The sequence below is a fragment of the Gammaproteobacteria bacterium genome (assembly GCA_016199745.1).
Taxonomy (GTDB): Bacteria; Pseudomonadota; Gammaproteobacteria; order Acidiferrobacterales; family Sulfurifustaceae; genus JACQFZ01.
Genome location: JACQFZ010000048.1, coordinates 1 through 19,776, shown reverse-complemented (window position 1 = coordinate 19,776; position 19,776 = coordinate 1). Strand labels below are relative to the sequence as shown.

The 19,776-nt window shown below is 58.8% G+C and carries 19 protein-coding genes and 3 pseudogenes; 4 read left to right on the top strand and 18 right to left on the bottom strand.

What is annotated here, in order from left to right; translation table 11 throughout:
* Positions 1–15: 15 nt before the first annotated feature.
* The 14 genes and pseudogenes from HY308_11335 to HY308_11270 all read right to left on the bottom strand — a co-directional run bounded on the left by HY308_11335 (position 16) and on the right by HY308_11270 (position 13,318).
* Positions 16–774, bottom strand: a complete 759-nt coding sequence (locus tag HY308_11335) for an outer membrane lipoprotein-sorting protein (protein MBI3898874.1) — start codon at positions 772–774, stop codon at positions 16–18.
* Between the two features lie 364 nt (positions 775–1,138).
* Positions 1,139–2,218, bottom strand: coding sequence for a transaldolase (tal, locus tag HY308_11330; GenBank protein ID MBI3898873.1), 1,080 nt, complete (start codon positions 2,216–2,218; stop codon positions 1,139–1,141).
* Positions 2,219–2,238: 20 nt separating this feature from the next.
* Positions 2,239–4,647 (bottom strand): phosphoketolase family protein, encoded by a 2,409-nt coding sequence (locus tag HY308_11325; GenBank protein ID MBI3898872.1) that lies wholly within the window; start codon positions 4,645–4,647, stop codon positions 2,239–2,241.
* A gap of 35 nt (positions 4,648–4,682) precedes the next feature.
* Complete coding sequence (locus HY308_11320) at positions 4,683–4,967, bottom strand: hypothetical protein (protein ID MBI3898871.1); 285 nt, start codon at positions 4,965–4,967, stop codon at positions 4,683–4,685.
* A pseudogene (locus tag HY308_11315) lies at positions 4,955–5,194 on the bottom strand (heavy-metal-associated domain-containing protein). The gene HY308_11320 and the pseudogene HY308_11315 overlap by 13 nt, the downstream one beginning before the upstream one ends.
* Positions 5,194–7,086, bottom strand: coding sequence for an ATP-dependent metallopeptidase FtsH/Yme1/Tma family protein (locus HY308_11310; protein MBI3898870.1), 1,893 nt, complete (start codon positions 7,084–7,086; stop codon positions 5,194–5,196). The pseudogene HY308_11315 and the gene HY308_11310 overlap by 1 nt, the downstream one beginning before the upstream one ends.
* Positions 7,087–7,096: 10 nt before the next feature.
* Positions 7,097–7,225: a DUF2934 domain-containing protein gene (locus tag HY308_11305; protein MBI3898869.1), complete on the bottom strand. Its 129-nt coding sequence runs from the start codon at positions 7,223–7,225 to the stop codon at positions 7,097–7,099.
* Positions 7,226–7,367: 142 nt separating this feature from the next.
* A complete protein-coding gene (locus HY308_11300; protein ID MBI3898868.1) occupies positions 7,368–8,747 on the bottom strand; it encodes an MBL fold metallo-hydrolase in 1,380 nt (459 codons plus the stop codon).
* Positions 8,748–8,755: 8 nt separating this feature from the next.
* Positions 8,756–9,223, bottom strand: a complete 468-nt coding sequence (locus HY308_11295) for a hypothetical protein (protein ID MBI3898867.1) — start codon at positions 9,221–9,223, stop codon at positions 8,756–8,758.
* 85 nt (positions 9,224–9,308) lie between these two features.
* Positions 9,309–9,659 (bottom strand): hypothetical protein, encoded by a 351-nt coding sequence (locus HY308_11290; GenBank protein ID MBI3898866.1) that lies wholly within the window; start codon positions 9,657–9,659, stop codon positions 9,309–9,311.
* A 134-nt stretch (positions 9,660–9,793) separates the two neighbouring features.
* Positions 9,794–10,465 carry an isoprenylcysteine carboxylmethyltransferase family protein gene (locus HY308_11285; GenBank protein ID MBI3898865.1) on the bottom strand — a complete coding sequence of 224 codons (672 nt, stop codon included), beginning with the start codon at positions 10,463–10,465 and terminating at the stop codon, positions 9,794–9,796.
* Positions 10,455–10,685, bottom strand: a complete 231-nt coding sequence (locus HY308_11280) for a DUF2933 domain-containing protein (protein MBI3898864.1) — start codon at positions 10,683–10,685, stop codon at positions 10,455–10,457. The genes HY308_11285 and HY308_11280 overlap by 11 nt, the downstream gene beginning before the upstream one ends.
* Positions 10,675–10,959, bottom strand: a complete 285-nt coding sequence (locus HY308_11275) for a hypothetical protein (protein MBI3898863.1) — start codon at positions 10,957–10,959, stop codon at positions 10,675–10,677. The genes HY308_11280 and HY308_11275 overlap by 11 nt, the downstream gene beginning before the upstream one ends.
* Positions 10,946–13,318, bottom strand: a complete 2,373-nt coding sequence (locus HY308_11270; GenBank protein ID MBI3898862.1) for a heavy metal translocating P-type ATPase — start codon at positions 13,316–13,318, stop codon at positions 10,946–10,948. Before HY308_11270 ends, HY308_11275 begins: the two co-directional genes overlap by 14 nt.
* Positions 13,319–13,824: 506 nt before the next feature.
* Here HY308_11270 and HY308_11265 point away from each other — a divergent pair.
* Together HY308_11265 and HY308_11260 are read left to right on the top strand one after the other, a co-directional pair.
* A complete protein-coding gene (locus HY308_11265) occupies positions 13,825–14,142 on the top strand; it encodes a hypothetical protein (protein MBI3898861.1) in 318 nt (105 codons plus the stop codon).
* A 155-nt stretch (positions 14,143–14,297) separates the two neighbouring features.
* Positions 14,298–15,602: a hypothetical protein gene (locus HY308_11260; GenBank protein ID MBI3898860.1), complete on the top strand. Its 1,305-nt coding sequence runs from the start codon at positions 14,298–14,300 to the stop codon at positions 15,600–15,602.
* Positions 15,603–16,048: 446 nt separating this feature from the next.
* Here HY308_11260 and HY308_11255 read toward each other — a convergent pair.
* The 4 genes and pseudogenes from HY308_11255 to HY308_11240 all read right to left on the bottom strand — a co-directional run bounded on the left by HY308_11255 (position 16,049) and on the right by HY308_11240 (position 18,614).
* Positions 16,049–16,603 (bottom strand): annotated as a pseudogene (locus tag HY308_11255) (Tn3 family transposase).
* A 1-nt stretch (position 16,604) separates the two neighbouring features.
* A pseudogene (locus tag HY308_11250) lies at positions 16,605–17,203 on the bottom strand (IS5 family transposase).
* A gap of 120 nt (positions 17,204–17,323) precedes the next feature.
* Positions 17,324–18,019 carry a type 1 glutamine amidotransferase domain-containing protein gene (locus tag HY308_11245; protein MBI3898859.1) on the bottom strand — a complete coding sequence of 232 codons (696 nt, stop codon included), beginning with the start codon at positions 18,017–18,019 and terminating at the stop codon, positions 17,324–17,326.
* Between the two features lie 22 nt (positions 18,020–18,041).
* The gene (locus HY308_11240) at positions 18,042–18,614 is read right to left on the bottom strand and encodes a TetR/AcrR family transcriptional regulator (GenBank protein ID MBI3898858.1); all 573 of its coding nucleotides are present in this window, start codon (positions 18,612–18,614) and stop codon (positions 18,042–18,044) included.
* 106 nt (positions 18,615–18,720) lie between these two features.
* On the opposite strand from HY308_11240, the gene HY308_11235 reads away from it, so the two are divergent.
* Together HY308_11235 and HY308_11230 are read left to right on the top strand one after the other, a co-directional pair.
* The gene (locus tag HY308_11235; GenBank protein ID MBI3898857.1) at positions 18,721–19,083 is read left to right on the top strand and encodes a TfoX/Sxy family protein; all 363 of its coding nucleotides are present in this window, start codon (positions 18,721–18,723) and stop codon (positions 19,081–19,083) included.
* 222 nt (positions 19,084–19,305) lie between these two features.
* Complete coding sequence (locus HY308_11230) at positions 19,306–19,632, top strand: phosphotyrosine protein phosphatase (GenBank protein ID MBI3898856.1); 327 nt, start codon at positions 19,306–19,308, stop codon at positions 19,630–19,632.
* Positions 19,633–19,776 lie beyond the last annotated feature (144 nt).

Sequence of the window (19,776 nt, the reverse complement as noted above, 5' to 3'; positions counted from 1 at the left end):
CCATCCCAGTTCACGCTAACGCGTCCGCTGCAGGTTGCGTAATGCAAAGACGTCCGCTGGAATCGGTGCATCGAAGGTCATCTGCCTCAGCACGAACTCCGTCCGATTTTGCGGCTTTTGTACCGGCTGCATCTGCCAACGGGTGGGAATCAGGCGTCCGCCCAGCTCGCGCACATCGAGGAACCGCAACACCTTGATCAACTCGCCGCGTTCGTCGTAGTACTCCTGACGCAGCGGTATGCGGTCGGCGATGCGAATCTTGTAAACGACTTTGCCCCAGACCACTGCGGCCTCGGGTTTCGGGATGGAGTCCACCCGATAGACCTTGATGCCATCAATCTCTTCGTTCGCGCCCAAGGTATGCGTGTAGTCCTCGACGGCGCTGCTCTCTTTGACGAGGTCGTCGTTCGTCAGATCGGAGCCCATCCACGGCTGCAACATCATCGACGGCGGAATCTTGATGACGCGTTCAACCGCGGGCAGGTAATTCCACATCTCGGCCTTGATCCGCAACGAACCGATGCCCGCCTCTTTCGGCGGCGACACGATGCGGATGAACGTGCGCTCAGGGCGCTCCATCCAGAAACGCATTTCGAGCTTCCGCTGCCAGCGCGGCGTGATCACCGTCATCTCGGCGGCGCCCTGGCTGGTCTTGCCCCAAAGCAGTCGCTCGACGTGCGCGACGAGTTCCTGTCCCGTCGGTTCGGCCGCCCCAGCGGAACCCAGAACGAGCACACAGAGCAACAACACCCAACGAGTCTTCCCTATTCGCATCTCATGACCTCAATTCCGGGATCGCGCCTGGCTCTTTATCCTGCTCGGCCGCAGACTCAGCGCAACCATTCCGCAATGGGTTTGCAACAGTCCTGGCGCCAGACACAGACACTATTCGCACATTGCCAACGCACTTCCGTCGCAAAACAAGGTTGCTCCCCGAGGCGATGTTGTATCGCTCGCACGAGTTTCGATTTGGTCACCGGATAAGACCCGCGAATTTCCAGCGCGTCTGCCTGCTCTTGCAGTTGTTGTAGCTCCACGTCCCTATCCTCCTTGTTTTGGCCCGGCTTCAGGGCCGCTTAGGCAAACACTATCAATGATGTGCAAATTTGGCGTTGATGCAGATCAAGGGCAGGGGCGCTCATTGCGTCAGTTCGAGCAGCTTGCTGTAAGCCTCGTCGAACAATCTCACACCATCGACCTGTAACGTCTCGCCCACGACGTGCAGATCGATGCCGATTCTCTCCAGCGCGAGGAAATGCGCCTCGGCTTCCTCCACACCCTGCTCCAACGTCAATCGCGCCTGCCCATGATCGCGGAACGCCGCCAGCGTGGCGTCGGGCATCGTGTTGATCGTCTCCGGCCCAATGAGCGGCTCAACGTACAGCACGTCACTATAGGCTGGATTCTTGGTGCCGGTGCTACCCCACAAGAGGTACTGCGGGCGAGTGCCGCGTGCCGCGAGCTCGACGAACGCCGGCCCATGAAACAATTCCTTGTAGCGTTGGTAGGCGAGCTTCGCGATCGCCACGCCGGTGCGGCCGCGCAAACTCAATGCCTCGGCGCTGCCAAGCGTCTCCAACTGCTTGTCCACGAGCGTATCCACGCGGCTTACGAAGAGGCTGGCAACCGCTTTGATCGTGCGCGGATCGCCGCCGTTATCGATCCGCGCACGCATGCCCCGAATGTACGCCTGCACGACCTGCAGCACGTGCCACAACGAGAACAGGAGCGTGACGTTGATGCTGATGCCGTCGGCGATCAATCGCCCGAACGCACGTACGCCGGCCGGTGTCGCTGGCACTTTGATTAACACGTTGCGGCGATTCACCGCGCGGTACAGACGGCGTGCGGTGTCCACGGTTGCCGTCTCGTCGTGGGCAAGCGTTGGCGAAACTTCCAGGCTTACATAACCATCATCCCCGCGAGTCGTCTCGTAAATCGGACTCAACAGATCACACGCCGCTTGAACATCCGCAATCGCCAGGCTCTCGTAGCGCTGTTCGGGATCAAGCGTCGTCGTCTTCAATCGCGCGAGATCATCGCGATAATACGTGTCGGCGGCGATCGCCTTTTGGAAGATCGCCGGGTTCGAGGTCACACCGGTAAGGCCGTCCTGCTCAATCAGCCGCCGCAAGCCGCCATCGCGCAGCAGCGGGCGCGACAAGTTGTCGAGCCATACGCTCTGACCTAGGCGTTTTATTTCAAGCAGCGGATTCATCGGCGACTGCCCGAATTTCTTCATACACCGTTCGCTCCGTACGGCCACTTCCAGTTACGGATCTCCGGCATGTCCTCGCCGTGCTCGACGATGTAGTGCTTATGCTCGCTGCGCCGGTCGCGCATGAGCTGTTTGAGGTACGCCGCTCGGCCGGCGAGCAACGGAACGCGGTCGGCCACGTCCATGACCAGATGGAATCGGTCGAGGTCGTTCAATACCGTCATGTCGAACGGTGTCGTGGTCGTGCCCTCTTCCTTGTAGCCGCGCACGTGCAGGTTTTTGTGATTGGTGCGCCGGTATGTCAGGCGGTGAATCAGCCAGGGGTAACCGTGATAAACGAAAATGACGGGTGTGTCGGTCGTGAACAGCGCATCGAAGTCGCGGTCCGATAACCCGTTCGGATGTTCCTCCTTCGGTTGCAGTGTCATGAGATCCACTACATTCACCACGCGCACCTTCAGTTCCGGCACGAGTTGGCGCAGCAGGTCGACCGCAGCGAGCGTTTCTATCGTCGGCACATCGCCGGCGCATGCCATCACGACATCCGGCGTCGCCCCTCCGTCATTGCTTGCCCATTGCCAGACGCCGATGCCGGTACAACAGTGTTTGATGGCAGCGTCCATGTCGAGCCATTGCGGCTGCTCGTTTTTACCAGCGACGATCACGTTGATGAGATCGCGTGACCGCAGGCAACAATCCGTTACGCATAGCAGTGTGTTGGCGTCCGGTGGCAGGTACACGCGGATGATATCGGCCTTCTTGTTCATGACGTGATCGATGAAGCCCGGATCCTGGTGCGAGAAGCCGTTGTGATCCTGGCGCCAGACGTGCGAGGTCAGCAGGTAATTGAGAGACGCGATCGGCCGGCGCCACGGTATTTCCTTGCTTACCTTGAGCCACTTGGCGTGCTGGTTAAACATGGAATCGATGATGTGGACGAATGCCTCATAGCAAGAAAAAAATCCGTGACGCCCGGTCAGCAAGTAACCTTCGAGCCAACCCTGGCAGGTATGTTCGCTCAAGATTTCCATCACCCGGCCGTCCGGCGCGAGATGATCATCGCCAGCGATACGCTCGGCCATCCAAGCACGATTGGTGACCTCGAACAGCGCGCCGAGTCGATTCGAGTTGGTCTCGTCAGGTCCGACCACACGGAAATTACGCGCGTCGAGATTGAGCTTCATGACGTCGCGCAAAAATACGCCCATCACCCGCGCCGCCTCGGCCTTAGTCGCGCCCGGTTGCGGCACGGGGAGCGCGTAGTCGCGAACTTTGGGTAAACGCAGGTCGGTCAGTAGCGCACCGCCATTGGCGTGTGGATTGGCGCCCATACGACGACTTCCCTGGGGCGCGACTCCCGCAATTTCATTTTTCAACACACCATCGTTACCGAAGAGCTCTTCCGGTCGGTAACTCTTCATCCATTGTTCGAGCAACTGTCGATGTTCGGGTTTTGCCAGATCGCTGAACGGGACTTGATGCGAACGCCAATGGCCCTCGGTCTTCTTGCCATCGACTTCCTTCGGCCCGGTCCAGCCCTTCGGTGTTTTAAGAATAATTGCCGGCCAACGTGGGCGACGCGACTCGCCCGCGTCTGATGCGCGTGCAGCCCGCTGGATCGCCCGTATGTCGCTGATGACGGCATCGAGCGTCGTCGCCATCAATTCGTGCATCGCTTTCGGGTCGTCGCCTTCGACCCAATACGGCCGATAGCCGTAGCCGGAAATAAGACTTTCGAGTTCCTCGCGCGGAATGCGCGCCAACACCGTCGGGTTCGCAATCTTGTAGCCGTTTAAATGCAGGACCGGCAACACCGCGCCATCGGCCGCCGGATTGAGAAACTTGTTCGAATGCCAAGCAGCGGCGAGCGGTCCGGTCTCGGCCTCGCCGTCGCCGATCACGCAGGCAACGACGAGATCGGGATTGTCGAAGGCCGCGCCGTAGGCGTGCGACAACGCGTAGCCAAGCTCACCACCTTCGTGAATCGATCCCGGCGTCTCGGGCGTGGCATGGCTGCCGACGCCGCCGGGAAACGAGAATTGGCGAAATAGGCGCGCCATGCCGTCGGCGTTGCGCGGCACGTTCGGATAGAGCTCGCTGTAACTGCCTTCGAGCCAGGTATTGGCAACGAGCGCCGGGCCGCCGTGACCGGGGCCGGCGATGTAAATCATGTCGAGGTCATGCTTATTAATAGCGCGATTCAGATGCGCGTAAATGAAGTTAAGCCCCGGCGTCGTGCCCCAATGCCCGAGCAGTCGTGGCTTGATGTGCTTCAATGCCAGCGGCTCGCACAACAGCGGATTGTCGAGCAGATAAATTTGACCGACGGAAAGATAATTCGCCGCTCGCCACCAGCCGTCGAGACGCTGCAACTCGTCGGGTTTGAGCGTGCGCTCTGTCGGTGTCGACTTTGTCACTACTTCGTTCATCGCTGTCCCTCGGGATTTCGGTCCCTGTACTGACATCAAACGGGAATTCTATTGCGCGTAGAAAGCGCCGGAACGACAGCTCGGGCGGCACGCGCCAGCGCTTCGTCGACGGCAATGACCCATACGTCCACACGACTGTCGGCATCACTGATCTTTTTTTCCGCGCCGACCGCCGCTTGATTCGCTTCGGTTCGGCGGGTACCGCAATAGACGTCGCCGGTTTCGCATGGCGGGCGTGGGCTGGCGCAGCCGATGCGCGAGCCACATGTCCCGCATGCTCCATCGCCGCAACGGCGGCCGCCGGATCTTCCGGCAGGCACACATGTTTCGGCACGACCTCGCCACTGCAGTGGTATCCACACTCCTGCACGTGCTGCTTGATGGTCGAAAGTTTCGTTTGCGCCTCGTCGAAACAGACTGTTGCGTTTCCAGCGACGTAGTTCACCTCTGCCTTATGTACACCAAGAAGGTCGAGCAGCTGCTTTTCCACACCGCGCGCGCTCAGCGGCGAGAGCATGCCGGCGACGTCGATGACGACAGTTTTCATTATCGAATGACCTCGACTTGACCCGTGCGTACGGGGGGACGTGCAACCGGTTTGCCGATGAGACTTAGTAGCTCATCCTCCGCCAGCGTTTCCTTTTCTAGCAACTGGCGCGCGCCACGTTCAAGCGTTTCGCGTCGCTCACCCAGAATGGCGAGCGCCCGATCAAACGCAGCGCCGATAATGTCGCGCACAGCGTGGTCGATCTCGCGCGCCGTCTCTTCGCTGTACTCGCGCGGGCGGGTCATCCCCGGTACATCGAGCAGCGTGCCGCGTTCGGCCTCGTAGGTGACGTGGCCAAGCGCCTCGACCATGCCGTAGCGCATGATCATGCTGCGGGCGATATCGGTCACCTTGGCGAGATCGTCGGCGGCACCGGTGGAAAAATGTTGGTAGATAAGTTGCTCAGCGGCACGCCCGCCGAGCAATACCGCCATTTTGTTTTCAAGCTCGGCGCGCGTCATGAGGTAACGGTCTTCGGTCGGGCGCTGGATGGTGTAGCCGAGCGAGCCGATGCCGCGCGGGATAATCGACACCTTGTGCACCGCGTCGGTACCCGGCAACGACAACGCCACCAGCGCGTGGCCCATCTCGTGATGCGCGACGATCTCGCGCTCTTTGGGATTGAGCAGCCGGTTTTTCTTTTCGAGGCCGGCGACGATGCGTTCCACGGCCCGCGTGAAATCATCGAGCGTGACGGCATCGCCGCTGCGCCGAGTCGCGAGCAATGCCGCTTCGTTCACCAAGTTGGCGAGATCGGCGCCGGAAAAACCCGGCGTGAGCGCGGCGATCTTTTCCGGATCGGCATCGGCGGCGAGCTGCACCTTCTTCAGATGGACTTTTAGAATATCGACCCGTCCTTTTTTGTCCGGCCGATCCACCAATACCTGCCGATCGAACCGGCCGGCGCGTAGCAATGCCGGATCGAGGATCTCCGGCCGATTGGTCGCCGCCAGCAGAATCAGCCCGACGCTCGGATCGAAACCATCCATCTCCGAGAGCAACTGATTCAGCGTCTGTTCTTTTTCGTCGTGCCCACCGGCGAGCGGCGAGGCACCGCGGGCGCGGCCCAAGGCGTCCAGCTCGTCGATGAAGATAATTGCCGGCGCGAGCTTGCGTGCCTGCTCGAACAAATCGCGCACGCGCGCCGCGCCGACGCCGACAAACATCTCGACGAACTCGGAGCCGCTGATGGTCAAGAACGGCACGCCGGCTTGACCGGCGACTGCACGCGCCAACAGGGTCTTGCCGGTGCCTGGCGGGCCAACCAGTAGTACGCCTTTGGGAATACGCGCGCCGAGGCGGCCGTAGCGTTTCGAATCCTTGAGGAACTCGACGATCTCCTGCAGCTCTTCCTCGGCCTCATCGACACCGGCGACGTCGTCGAACGACACGCCGGTCTGCTTCTCCATATAGACCTTGGCCTTGCTCTTGCCGATCTCGAGCATTCCTCCGGCAGCGCCGCCCATGCGCTTCATCAAGAACCACCAGACGCCGACGAACATCGCTGTTGGCACAATCCACGACAGTAATGTCGCAAGCCAACGACTTTCGATCTTGCCGGTGAAACGGACGTTGGCGGTCTCAAGCTCCTTGACGAGATCCGGATCGCCGACCCGCACAGTCGCAAAACGATGCCGATCGCCACCGGCGCGCTGCAATCGTTCGAGCATCGTTGCCGGCAACTTTCCATCGAGGTCTTTTGTGCGCAGCTCGCCCTCGATCGTCGTCTCGGTCAGTGCCACCTCCTCGACGTTGCCGGCCCTGAGCAAGATCTTGAAGTCGCTGTACGCGAGCTCCTCGGTATGCCCGTTCGCGAAGTAATTCTGGAACGCGATCAACACCAGAAACACGATCACGAAATACCAGAGCGAGAATTGTTGCTTGTTTTCCATCAATACCTCGTCAACGCGTGTCTTGCGCCTCGCGCCGCAAACGATCGATATCTGTTTCCGCTTGCAGCCAATCGTCGATCTCGCCACCCGGCGCGAATTCACGCGCCTGTGCCCGATAGTACGCCGCTTCGGCAATCATGCGCTCGCGTTCGCCGTCCGATGGCGCGCTGGGCTTTACGTGTCCGGACGGCTGTTTCACTTGCTTGTGTCGTGGGAGTTCTCCTTTCAAGGTGTGCGCTTGCCTTCTACTAGCCGCGCATCGGAACGTTGGACCGATGCGGTCATGAATTCCTCTCGGCGACAGCGGTTAGCGCCGCCTGTTCCCGGTATTCCGGTACGGCGACGGACCAATGCAGCGCTTCTTCGATACGCCGGCGCAAAGCGTCGACCGCTTGCGGTTCACCGTGCGTGATGAAGGTCTTGCGCGGCGGCGCCTCGAAACGCCGGAGCCATTCGAGGATTTCGCCGTCATCGGCATGCCCGGACAGATTGTCCAGGCGTGCTATCTCGGCGCGCACCGGCACGTACTCGCCGTGGATTTTGATGGTCTCGGCGCCGGCGAGCATGGCGGCACCGCGCGTGCCGCCGGCCTGGAAACCGGCGAAGAGAATAGTGTTGCGCGCGTCCGGCGCAAACGCCTTCAAGTGATGCACGACGCGACCGCCGGTCGCCATGCCGCTCGCCGAGATGATGATCATCGGTCCGCTTAAGGTGTTCAGGTGTTTCGATTCGTCGACGCTGTTGACGATGTTGGTGGCGCCGCACATCGCATCGCATTGCGCCGGTGTCAGCCGATGCTCGTCACGGTGATGGTGAAAGATGCGCGTAGCATTCACCGCCATCGGACTGTTGAGATACACCGGGATATCGGGAATGGTGCGCGCTTCCTTGAGCTGGTGAATCAGATACATGAGCGTCTGTGCCCGACCCACTGCAAACGCCGGAACGATCACCACTCCGCCGCGCGCGACAGTTCGGTTGACAACCGAGGCGAGCAGCACCTTGGGATCGGCCGGATCATGGAGACGATCGCCGTACGTGGATTCGATGACGAGATAATCGGCGCGAGTGATCGCTGTCGGTGCCACGAGGATGGGATCGTTCGGCCGCCCGAGATCGCCGGAGAACACGAGCGACGTGCCGCCATGGTCGAGACGCACGATCGCAGCACCGAGCAGGTGACCGGCCGGCGCGAGACGAATCTTCACGTCGCCGGCGATGGTCACGTCCTGGTTGAACGCGATCGGCGTGAAACGGCTCAGTGCCTGTTCGCCGTCCACCTGTGTGTAGAGCGGCAGCGCAGGCTTGTGCTTGGAAATCCCGCGGCGGTTGGCGTACTCCGCCTCTTCTTCCTGCAGGTGGCCGCTGTCCGGCAACAGAATGGCGCACAAGTCACGCGTCGCGTCGCTGCAATAAACCTTGCCGGTAAAACCGCTTTTGATTAACAGCGGCAGATAGCCGCTATGATCGAGATGCGCGTGCGTGAGTACGACGGCGTCAATCTCCGCCGCTGGAAACGGAAACGGCGCCCAATTGCGCAGCCGCAGCTGTTTGTATCCCTGAAACAGACCGCAGTCGACGAGTATCTTTTTTGCGCCAGCGGTTACCAGATATTTCGATCCGGTTACGGTACCTGTTGCGCCGAGGAACATGATGTCCATAGCATTTCCTAGGATCGTGCCCACGCAAATTCCGCGTGGCTTTCGTGTGCGGCGCCGGGAAGGCGGAAACGTATGGCGATTCGATACGGGCCGCTACCCGTCAACGAAAAATAATTGCCGTAGGTCAAACTGCCCGCTACTACCATCGGTTCCAATTTTTTCTCCACGTGGAGTCCACTGCCGGTTACGCGTGCGTTTGCCTCGACGTTGTCTATGCGCTTACCGGTCTTGTTGTCGAACAGCGCGACCATGATATGACTCTCCCCTACCGGGACACCTCCGTGCATGTCGCTTTCGGCATGTTGCGGTGGGTGACCTCGCACCAGTTCAGCCGGCACGATGCCGAAGTAGATAGCGACACCATCGACAACCTGTTGGCGCGCGCGTTCTGCGGAACCAGTTGTTGTCGCGGCGAAAACGATGACAGGCACAAACACCGCTACCCAAAAAAATAATCTTCGCCAACGAGTCAACATGTCCGTGCTCCTCAAAAGCCCCGCGCAGAATTGGCATCGGCGAAAGCATTGCCTGTCGCCGATGCCCGATGGATCGCAAGATCTACTACTGCGATTTCATCATGTCCATCTGTTTGCGCATCTGCTCCATCTGTTGCTGCATGTGCGGATCGGTGCCAAGCTTCGTACCTTTGCCCATCATGCCTGACATGTCACCCATCCATTTCGACATCTGCTTCATGCGCTCGGCCATGCGCTTCTGCTCGGTGGCGTCTTTGTTGGTCCAGTCGGTCATCTCCTGCGACATGCCTTCCATTTGTGCCGACATGTCATGCATCATGCCTGACATGTGCGCCGACCCAGGGCCCGCGGCCGTTGCCGCATACGCCGATGCGCCGAATACCCACGTCGCGACACACAATGCGGTAACCCATCTACGGTTTGTTGCATTTCTCATAGCGTGCTCCTTTTTAGTAGTGAGGGAAGATGAAAGTTGTTGATCTCTATTAATTACGGTGTCTATCCCACGGAAACTGCCTTGCTCGTTGTTATAATCCCCCTCCTTCCCGATTCACCAACTATGTTGACGACTCAAGAATTTGTTCCATGGGTACGCTCGCCGAAGAACGTCCGCCAGTTCGGAACAAAAGCGGGCGTATGCGTCGCATATCGACGGTAACGTTCACCGAATTCACGTTCGACGTCCCGCTCTTCGGTCCGCGCCAGTCGCACATACATGAACACCAATATCGGAAACATGGCGAGCGTGAGCAACGTTGGCCACTGCAAGAGGAAGCCGAACATGATCAACACGAAGGCGACGTACTGCGGATGGCGGATCTGTGCATAGGGTCCACTGATGGCGAGCTCGCGCGTTCGCTGCGCACGGAACAATACCTTCCACGCCGCGGCCAACAATACGAAACCGCCGCCGATGAATATGAAGCTGAGCAGATGAAACGGCCCGAAGTGCGGATTGGCTTTCCAGCCGAAGAGCATCTCGAGCAGGTGTCCGGCGTCGTGCGAGAGCCAGTCGACACCAGGGAAGCGGCTTTGCAGCCACCCCGACAACAGAAAGATCGTCAACGGAAAGCCGTACATTTCGGCGAACAGCGCAACGATGAATCCTGAGATCGCGCCGAACGAGCGCCAGTCGCGCGGGCTCTGCGGTTTAGCGAAGCTGTAGAGAAAGATAATGAAGACCGCCGAGTTGAGAATTACCAACGTCCAAAGTCCATAGGCCGGTGCGGTGTCAGTGTTCACGCGAACCTCCTCGGCGCGATCCGCCGCCCCCGTGGCCGCCATGACCGAAGAGGTGCATCAGCGGGCAGAGTGCGAGTAATACGTAGGGCAAAGCGCCGAGCACGTGCGCACGATGCTCAGTCAGCAGAAAGAATCCGGCGATCGCGGCGAAGGCCAAAAACACCCACCACATGCGCCCGTTCGAGTGTCGTTGATGGTCGCTGGAAGGGTTATGGTCCATGAGTTTTTCCTGGGATCGATTGAATTTCGGGAAGTTGCGCCAGCGCACGCTTCACCTCTCGTTGCGCGCGCTCACCCTGCCACCAGGCAATCGCCATCACGATCGGGCAGGAAATGGCAACGGCAATTGCGAACAAGGTCCACCAAGCGAGTCCGGACCCGGTGTATGACAACGCCGCGAGCGCCACCATGAGGAGAAAGCAGGTGGCTCGATAGCGCCAGCGGCGACGGCCCGCCGATTGGTCGAGTACAGGATTTTCGTTACGCAACGTCATGGGCGAACCCTCGCGGAGTACCGAGATCGGGTGAGACCTTCATGCCCTTGAGTAGTGCCGAGTTCACGATCACCGACAGCGACGACAGCGCCATCGCCGCCGCCGCAATGATCGGGTTCATGAACCCGAAAGCCGCAACCGGGATCGCCACCGCGTTGTAGAAGAACGCCCAGAACAAGTTCTGCTTGATCTTCCGGAGCGTCGCGCGCGACAACTGAATCGACGTCACCACGTCGCGAACGTTGTCGCGCACGAGAATGATGGAGCCGGTCTCCTTGGCGACGTCCGAACCGCTGCCGATCGCGATGCCGATGTCGGCGGCAGCCAGTGCCGGCGCGTCGTTGACGCCGTCGCCGACCATGGCCACGACCTTGCGCTGCTGCTGCAACTCTCGAATGATCTTGGCCTTATCGCCCGGCAAGACCTCGGCAATGACATTGCTGATGCCGAGTTCGCGGCCGATGGCCTCGGCGGTGCGCCGGTTGTCGCCGGAAAGCATGACCACGTCGATGTCCTCGGCCTGAAGCGCGGCCACCGTCTCCTTCGATTCAGGCTTGAGCGTATCGGCCACGGCGATCACGCCAGCAAGCGCGCCGGCGTAACCGACCAACATCGCGGTCTTGCCTTCGCTTTCGAGCCGAGTCATCACCGTTTCGGCAGCTGTGGCGTCGATGCTTTCGTCATAGAACAAGCGACGATTGCCGAGTAAGGCGTCTTTACCGTCGATTCGGCCACGAATGCCGTGGCCGGCGATTCCCTCGAATCCGGTTACCTTGGAAAGCTTGAGATCGCGGTGTTTAGCGGCACGCACGATTGCCTCGCCCAACGGATGTTCCGAACCGACCTCGACCGCGGCCGCGAGCTGCAACACGGCGGCCTCATCCATCGCGCCGAGCGACACGATGTCGGTCACGTTGGGCTCGCCGCGCGTGAGCGTGCCGGTCTTGTCGAAGACGACGGTTGTAAGGTTGCGCGCGCGTTCAAGCACCTCGGCGCCGCGAATCAGGATCCCCGCTTCGGCGCCCTTGCCGACGCCGACCATGAGTGCGGCAGGTGTAGCGATACCGAGCGCGCAAGGACAGGCGATAATGAGCACGGCGATGAAGGCGAGCAGGCCCTGCGGAAAATTGCCGGCGAGCCACCAGCCGCCGAATGCAGCGATCGCGACCACAACCACCGCCGGTACGAAATACGCCGTCACTTGATCGGCGATACGCTGAATCGGCGCGCTCGTGGCTTGCGCCTCCTCGACCATCTTTATGATCTGCGCGAGCGCGGTCTCGGCGCCGACGCGGGTGGCGCGGAGGCGCAGCAAGCCGGCCTTGTTCAACGTGCCGCCGATGACACCGTTGCCTGGCTTCTTGTTGACCGGCATGGATTCGCCGGTCAGCATCGACTCGTCGATGTTCGATGTTCCTTCGAGCACCGCACCGTCGCTGGGAATCTTTTCGCCCGGTTTCACGATCACCGTTTCCCCCACCATGACCGATTCCGCCGGCACGTCCATCTCGGCGCCACCACGAACCACATGCGCGATCGCCGGCCGCAGATCCATCAGCTTGCGCACCGCCGCCGAAGAGCGCTTCTTGATGACCTCCTCCATGTACTTGCCAAGCAACACGAACGCGATGATCACCGCCGACACTTCGAAATAGACATCGCGCTCCTCGACCTTGACCGGCAACACGTCCGGGAAAAAGATCACCGCGACGCTGTAGAAGTACGCCACCGACGTACCGAGCGCGATCAGGAAATCCATGTTGATGGAGCGCGTCTTGATCGCGGCCCAGGCGCCTTTATAAAAACTCCAGCCACCGATGAACTGCACCGGCGTGACCAGGATAAACAGCCACATCCCCCAAGTGAACCAAGGTAGCTGCGGAATCGGCGCCCAGGTCACGATCGTGGCGCCGGCAGCGAGTGCTATGAACGCGGCGGCGCGCAAGATCGCCAACGCGAGCACGCCGGCGAGTGCGATCGTCACGCGCCGTTTCATCGAGCTCAGCTCTTGCTCGGGCGATTCGAAGGTGCGCTGGCAGCCGCTGGAACAAAAATAATACGTGCGTCCGGCGCGCTCGGTTTTAAGCGCGCTCGCCTTTTCCACCACCATGCCGCAGATCGGATCCTTGGCGAGATCTTTCGCGGGTCGCGTGGCCGCGCCGTTGGGGATGTGACGTTGGTCTACCGCGACCTTCATAGGTAAGCGATCGGTCTGCGCGTCCACATATGCCGCCGAATTCGCTTTGAATTTCTCGACGCAGTTGGGAGAGCAAAAGTAATAAGTGTTGCCGCGGTAGTTCGTCGAACCCGCCGCGGTTCGTTCCCGCACCGTCATGCCACACACTGGATCAATCGCCATCGCTGCCGCTCCGTCGCGTTCTATCATTTGGTCTCTGCTCACGTCGCTGCGATGAACCAGTGTGCGGCACGTTTATTTCTTGCCCGAATTCCCGAGCAAGTACTTAATCAGCGCGGCGATGGCCAGGACCACAACGATCCAGAAAACCACCATACCGAAACCCATGCCACCTATTCCGCCATCGTGCATACGTCACCTTTGACCTGAAGAACCCGATTCAATTTAGGCGGGAATGCGGCATCTACTCTTGATCTAGATCAAGTCGGGCTTAACAAAGTCCCGGCCGCCAGATTACAATTTTGTAATGTTGCGTGATGACCGCAATGACGCGGCACGTTGCCATCCCCCGGCTCAGCGAACCACAGCAGTTATGAGGAAGTTGCGCAGGGGCATGCACAACCGGGGCGGCTTACGCAAATGAGGTTACATCGGAGAGAAAGAGTTCCGGCAGAGAGGACACGGGACTGTCACCCGCGTCGAGTACGTCAGCGATCAGGGGCGCATAAATGCTTCTCGCGTGGCAACACCAGCAAGATCTCACCCTAAAAGTCACCGCCGAGCGAGATCGGTTGTCGTATCAGTTCGACGAATTGCGCCACACCCACGAGGCGCTTGTCCGAGACTATCGCGATGTCCAGATCGCACTGGCTGAAACACGAACGCAGATCGCGGTGGTCGAGAACGAGAAGACGCTACTCGATGGCAGACGGATGGAGGCGGAACGCAAATTCGAAACGCTGGCAGAAATCCATCAACAGACGCTGCAACAACAGGCGATGCTTGAAGGACAGCGCCGTGCCAGCATGCTAACGTCGACGGTCTAAACCATGCATCAACTCATTGTGAAACTTAATAATGGGAACCTCTAAAAATTCCCCACGTGCTACCTGGACGTGCGCTTGCCGTGCAGTGAGTTTACTGCTTCTCGGCTAGGCGTAAGATATGGTCGCGAATTCAAAAAACCAAAAGGCGTAAGCCCATGCTGCCCGTAAAAATCGTCTCCACCGGATGCTATATCCCGAGCGTGAAAGTTCCGTCCACCGACTTTGACGAAAAGTTCGACCTCGAGCCCGGCACGGTCGAGAAGAAAACGGGTATCCGTACCCGCTATTATGGCAATGAAGTCGAAATCTCTCCGTACATGGGTGGGAAAGCCGTGAAGGCTGCGCTCGATCGTGCGCAGCTGACGCTCGACGATGTCGATGCCCTTATTTCGGTTAGCGGAGGTCCCGCACAGGGATTGCCCTGCACGGCTAGCTTGATCTTGGCAGAGCTAGATGAGGCGCCGCGTCACCTGGCGGTTTTCGATATCGACGCGACCTGCCTCAGTTTTCTTGTCGGCTTCGACACCATGGCGCATCTGATTGCCGCCGGTCGTTATCGGCGGGTGGTATTGGTTGCCGCCGAGAACGGTTCCTCGCATCTGAACCCGCACGAATGGGAAAGTGCGGCGCTCATTGGCGATGCGGCGGTGGCGGTGGTCATCGAACGCGACACCGAACACAGCAACACAGCAACACAGCAACACAGCAAAGCGTCGCAATTCTGCGCGGGCAGTTTCATGATCGCGCCCAAAGGCCGCGACTATGCCCGCGTGCGTATTGGCGGCAGCATTTACGGCCCCCGCAGTCCCCGTACGCCCACACCCGAGGATTCTTTTTTCACCATACAAGGACGCCACATGATGCGTCTGATAGGACAGATCACGCCCGGCTTTTACGAGCGATTCCTCACAGCGAACAACCAGCAACCCGCAGACATCGATCTGTTCCTCACGCATCAATTGAGCGAACCGCTGATTCAACTCATCGGCCGCCAACTCGATTGGCCCGAGGAACGACACTTCGTCCACCTGCGCGACTACGGCAATACCATTGCCGCATCGATCCCGCTCGGCTTACACTTCGCCATCGAGCAAGGACGACTTAAGCGTGGCGACTTCTTCACGATGGAAGGACCTAAACTTTTCCACCTAGCGGCGCAGCACATGCCCGGCTTTTACGAGCGATTCCTCACAGAGAACGAACAGCGACTGTCGGACATCGACCTGTTCATGTTCCATCAAGCGAGCGGACCTGCCGTAAAACTTATGAGCCGCCGCCTCGGTTGGCCCAAGGAGCGCCACTTCGTCTACCTGCGCGACTACGGCAATACCGTCGCGGCGTCGATCCCGCTCGGCCTACACTTCGCCATCGAGCAAGGGCGTCTTACGCGCGGACACAAGGTGTTGCTATACGGCCAAGGCGCCGGACTGGCGTTGGGCATCGTCACGTTTGTCTATTGATGAGGGTGAGGATTGAAACCCATCGATATTAAAAAATCCGCGCGGCGCAAATGAGTCAAATGTGCCGATCGGTCTTCATTTGATCGCCGAGCGCAAACTCGCCAAGCCGGGCGATAAAGTCGTCATCGTCGGCGGCGGGCTGGTGGTGAGCCACTTGGGATTGGTCTGGGGTTAATCTCTCCGGGTGTAATTCCCCGCCGCTTGCGGCGAAGCATTTAGCAACACAAAATCGATACCCCGCCCCTTGGGGCGTGGTTGTTCATTGATGGGTTTTGGATAACGCCGCACAAAAAATAGCCGTTCGGTAGCCGCTTCTGTTTGCCTGCCTCTTCCCGTCGTTCAAACAACGCCACGCGTGTGGAAGTTTTTCAACCACCTGTGAGGCCCAGTGACAGGGAGCCGCAACCTAATCTCATGTCTTGAGGCGTTGCGGTTGGAGGGCCCATTCATTGTACGGCCTCCGCTACCGCTGCCCCTTCCGTATCGATCGCCATGCGCTCGTTCATGTCGAGGTCGAAGCGCCCATATGGGTTGATGTGGGCGTAAATGAGCGGCGTCAACCCGCGGCGATTGGCTTCCTTCAGGCGTTTGTGCCAACGGTCTTCCACCAGAACGCGTTGAATCATTAAGGTATGATGTAGCTGCAGCAAATGCAGCGCAAGCATAGAGAGCTCCTGATCCTCTAACTGGTTGGAGGCGACCTCGCCGCCCTTGCCGTAAAAGATGAAGCTGTTGGCGCTGTTCCAGTTTTCCACGACATTCAACCCCTCGTGGATTTCACGACGCAGATCGTCGGAATGCAGATACCGACAGAGAAAGATCGTCTTCACCGCCCGGCCCAGTTCAGCGAGCGCTCGGTACGTCGGGTGTTGAACGTTGTCGCGCGTGAAGCGGCGTAGGATCGCCTCCGATTCCGCGGTGCCTAACCGCAATGCCGTCGTGTACTTCACCATTTCGTCGTACTGATTCGCGATTAACTCCCAATCGATGGGGCGCGTCAGGCGGAATGACCACCGTCTTGCCGGCGTCGCGTAACGGCTGGATGACCCGCGCCTCGGCATCGTACCCTTTGTCGCCGATCACGGTGTCGGCCAATACGCACGGTAGCAGCACATCGGCACCCTCGAGATCGGACGCTTGTCCCGGTGTGAGGAAGAATCCGGTGGGATTGCCGAGCGCATCGACCGTGGCATGAATCTTTGTTGTCAGACCGCCTTTGCTCCGGCCGATTTTCTCTGTGGTTCGATTGTCTTCTTCCGTTTGCCCGGCTTTTTTTGGGCGCCGGCGCTGTGCTGATGCGCGCGGACGATGGTGGCATCGATCATGGCGTATTCGTTATCGGCCGCTGTCGCCAACTGGCGAAATACGTGTTCCCAGACACCGCCTTTCGCCCACCGACTAAACCGTGTGTGGACGACGCGAAAGTCGCCAAACCGTTCCGGCAAATCTCGCCAGGGTATACCGGCGCGATAGCGGTACAGCACCGCTTCCACGAACAACCGATTGTCTTTCGCGGTCACCCCGACGTGGGCTTCCTGGCCGGGTAATAAATCTTTGATCCGCTCCCATTGGTCATCGCGCAGTCCATATCTCCTTGTCATTCGACGTGCTCTCGCCTCGTGTTGATGGGTTGAGGTTGGGATTGTGGCGGATGGGTTAATTGGTGACACGCCCTTTCGTGCCAACCGCCGTTTAAGTTCCAAGAAGAACGAAGCACTACACTAGCGTAGCGCCTCGATAACTTGTTCCGCTACCACATGCGACGACTGCGGGTTTTGGCCGGTAACGAGGTTGCCGTCGCGCACGGCGATCGGCTGCCAATCCGGCGCTCGTTCGAAGATGCCGCCCAATTCCCGAAGCCGGCTTTCCAGCAAAAACGGCACAACACTCGACAAACCCACCGCCGACTCTTCCGTATCGGTGAACGAATTCACCCGTCGGCCGTGCACGATCGACTTGCCGTCTTTACGTCGCGCCGACACCAACCCGGCCGGCCCGTGGCAGACCGCCGCGATCACTTTGCCGGCGTCGAACGCCGCGCCAAGCGCGGTTGCCAGCGGCGTATTCGACGGCATATCCCACATGGCGCCGTGCCCACCCGACAGAAATATGGCGTCATACGGTTTAGTGTCCGCCGCTTGGATCGCCAAACTTTTCTCAAGCTTGTTCATGGCCGAGGAATCCGTCATGAAACGTTGAACGGACGCCGGCCGATTGCCCGGCTCGCCTTCGCTGCCGGGATCCACGGGCGGCTTGCCGCCGTTGATGGAGGCAATGTCCACCGTGTAGCCGGCATCGACAAATACGTAGTAGGGCGTGGCCAACTCTTCGAACCAAAATCCGGTTTGTTTGCCGGTATCGCTCAAGCGATCGTGCGATGTAACGACGATGAGTACTTTCTTTGCTGTGCTGGCCATGATTTTTTCCTTGGTTGGTTTTTTAATGGAGAAGGGTGATCGCGGCGTCGGTCGCCCTTTTGAGGTAACGATTACTTTTGCCGAACCTTACCAGCACCAATAAACCCTGGTAACTCGTGAATAAATGTTGCGCGATCAGCGCCGGGTCTTTTCTGCGGTCGATCTCGCCGTTCTTTTGCGCTCGCCGGACGATCTCGACGAATTTTTCTTCGATGATCTTGAAACCGGTTTCGATTTTCCGAGCCACCGCTTTATCCAGGCCCGGTTCCGCGGAGGTGATCGTCAATAGACATCCGCACTTACGGTAATTCTTGTTGGTAAACGTGGACTCGAAATACGCCCGAACGCCTTTGTGAAACTCGCGATGGCCGAGATACGCCTCGATCCGGCCGATGACGACGTGCCGTAAGTAATGGTTCATCACCTGCCGAAACAGCGCCCGCTTGTTTTTGAAGGTGAAATACAGGCTGCCGGCGCTCAACCGGCTCGCCTTCTCGATATCCCTCATCGACGTGGATGAGTAGCCCTTCGCGATAAAGATACGAAGCGCCGTCTGCAAAACTTCCGAGTCGTCAAATGATTTGCGGCCAGCCATGATAACGAGTGCGGTTGCTATTACTAGAACGATCGTTCTAGTATATGCCGACACCGACAAAAGACAACACGTCGCCGCACACTCGTTTGAACGCCGCGCTCGCGCCATGACCGCCAATCGTGAATACGTGACCTACGTGCTGGATCTATTGGAGCCGGTTTTGCCGGTACGCACGAACCGTTTTTTCGGCGGGGTAGGAATATCGTCGGGCCCGGCGCAGTTCGCGATGATCATGAAAAACAGCCTGTATTTTGTCGTCGATGACACGACGCGTCCGACGTATGAGCGGGCGGGCATGGGCGCTTTTTCTTATGTCACCAAAAAAGGACGGATACAGGTCCGGCGCTACTTTGAACTGCCGGAAGAGATTCTGCTCGATCCGGTGGAGCTGTTGTCATGGGCGCGCGAATCCATTCGCATCGCGCGCGACGAGACGAGAAAAAAGAAGAAGAAACCAAGACGCCGTTAAAAAACCGCTTGACGGCGCATTACTAAGACAATCGTTAGTAATGCCTCACAAAAACATTGTCGTCGTGTCGAACACAAAACGATCACGCGCAAACAAATTCCGCGAACGACGCACACGCCTATCGCCGGCGGCGCGCGCCAGGTCGAATGCTTTGGCAAAGAAGCTCCTGGTAAAGGCTGATGCCAAACCCGGCGCGCGCAAACGTAGTCGCGGCCGCCGCAAGTGAAGAAATTGCTTTTTCTTTGCAGCCAAAATCGCTTGCGGAGTCCTACCGCGGAAACCATTTTTTCCAAGTGGCCTGGGGTAGAAGCGCTTTCCGCGGGTCTCGACGACGATGCCGCGACCCCAGTTTGTGCTGATCTTATCGAATGGGCCGACATCATCGTTGCTATGGAAGAGAGACACCGAAAAAAACTCAACGACAAGTTTGGGGCGGCGCTTAAAGGCAAACGAATTGTGGTGCTGGGTATTCTGGATAAGTACGACTACATGCAGCCTCAGCTAGTCCGGTTGCTCAAGACAAAGGTTCCGCGTTATCTCAATATATGAAGACAGTAGTGTCCGGACGTTAATCGAATAAAGTCAGCTGATTAGCCGCAAGCGCCTGGATGTCATCCGTGATGATGTTATTAAGTAGCTGATCCAATGGCATTCGCTCGAACAAGGTCAGACTCAAGATCTGTAGCATTTCAT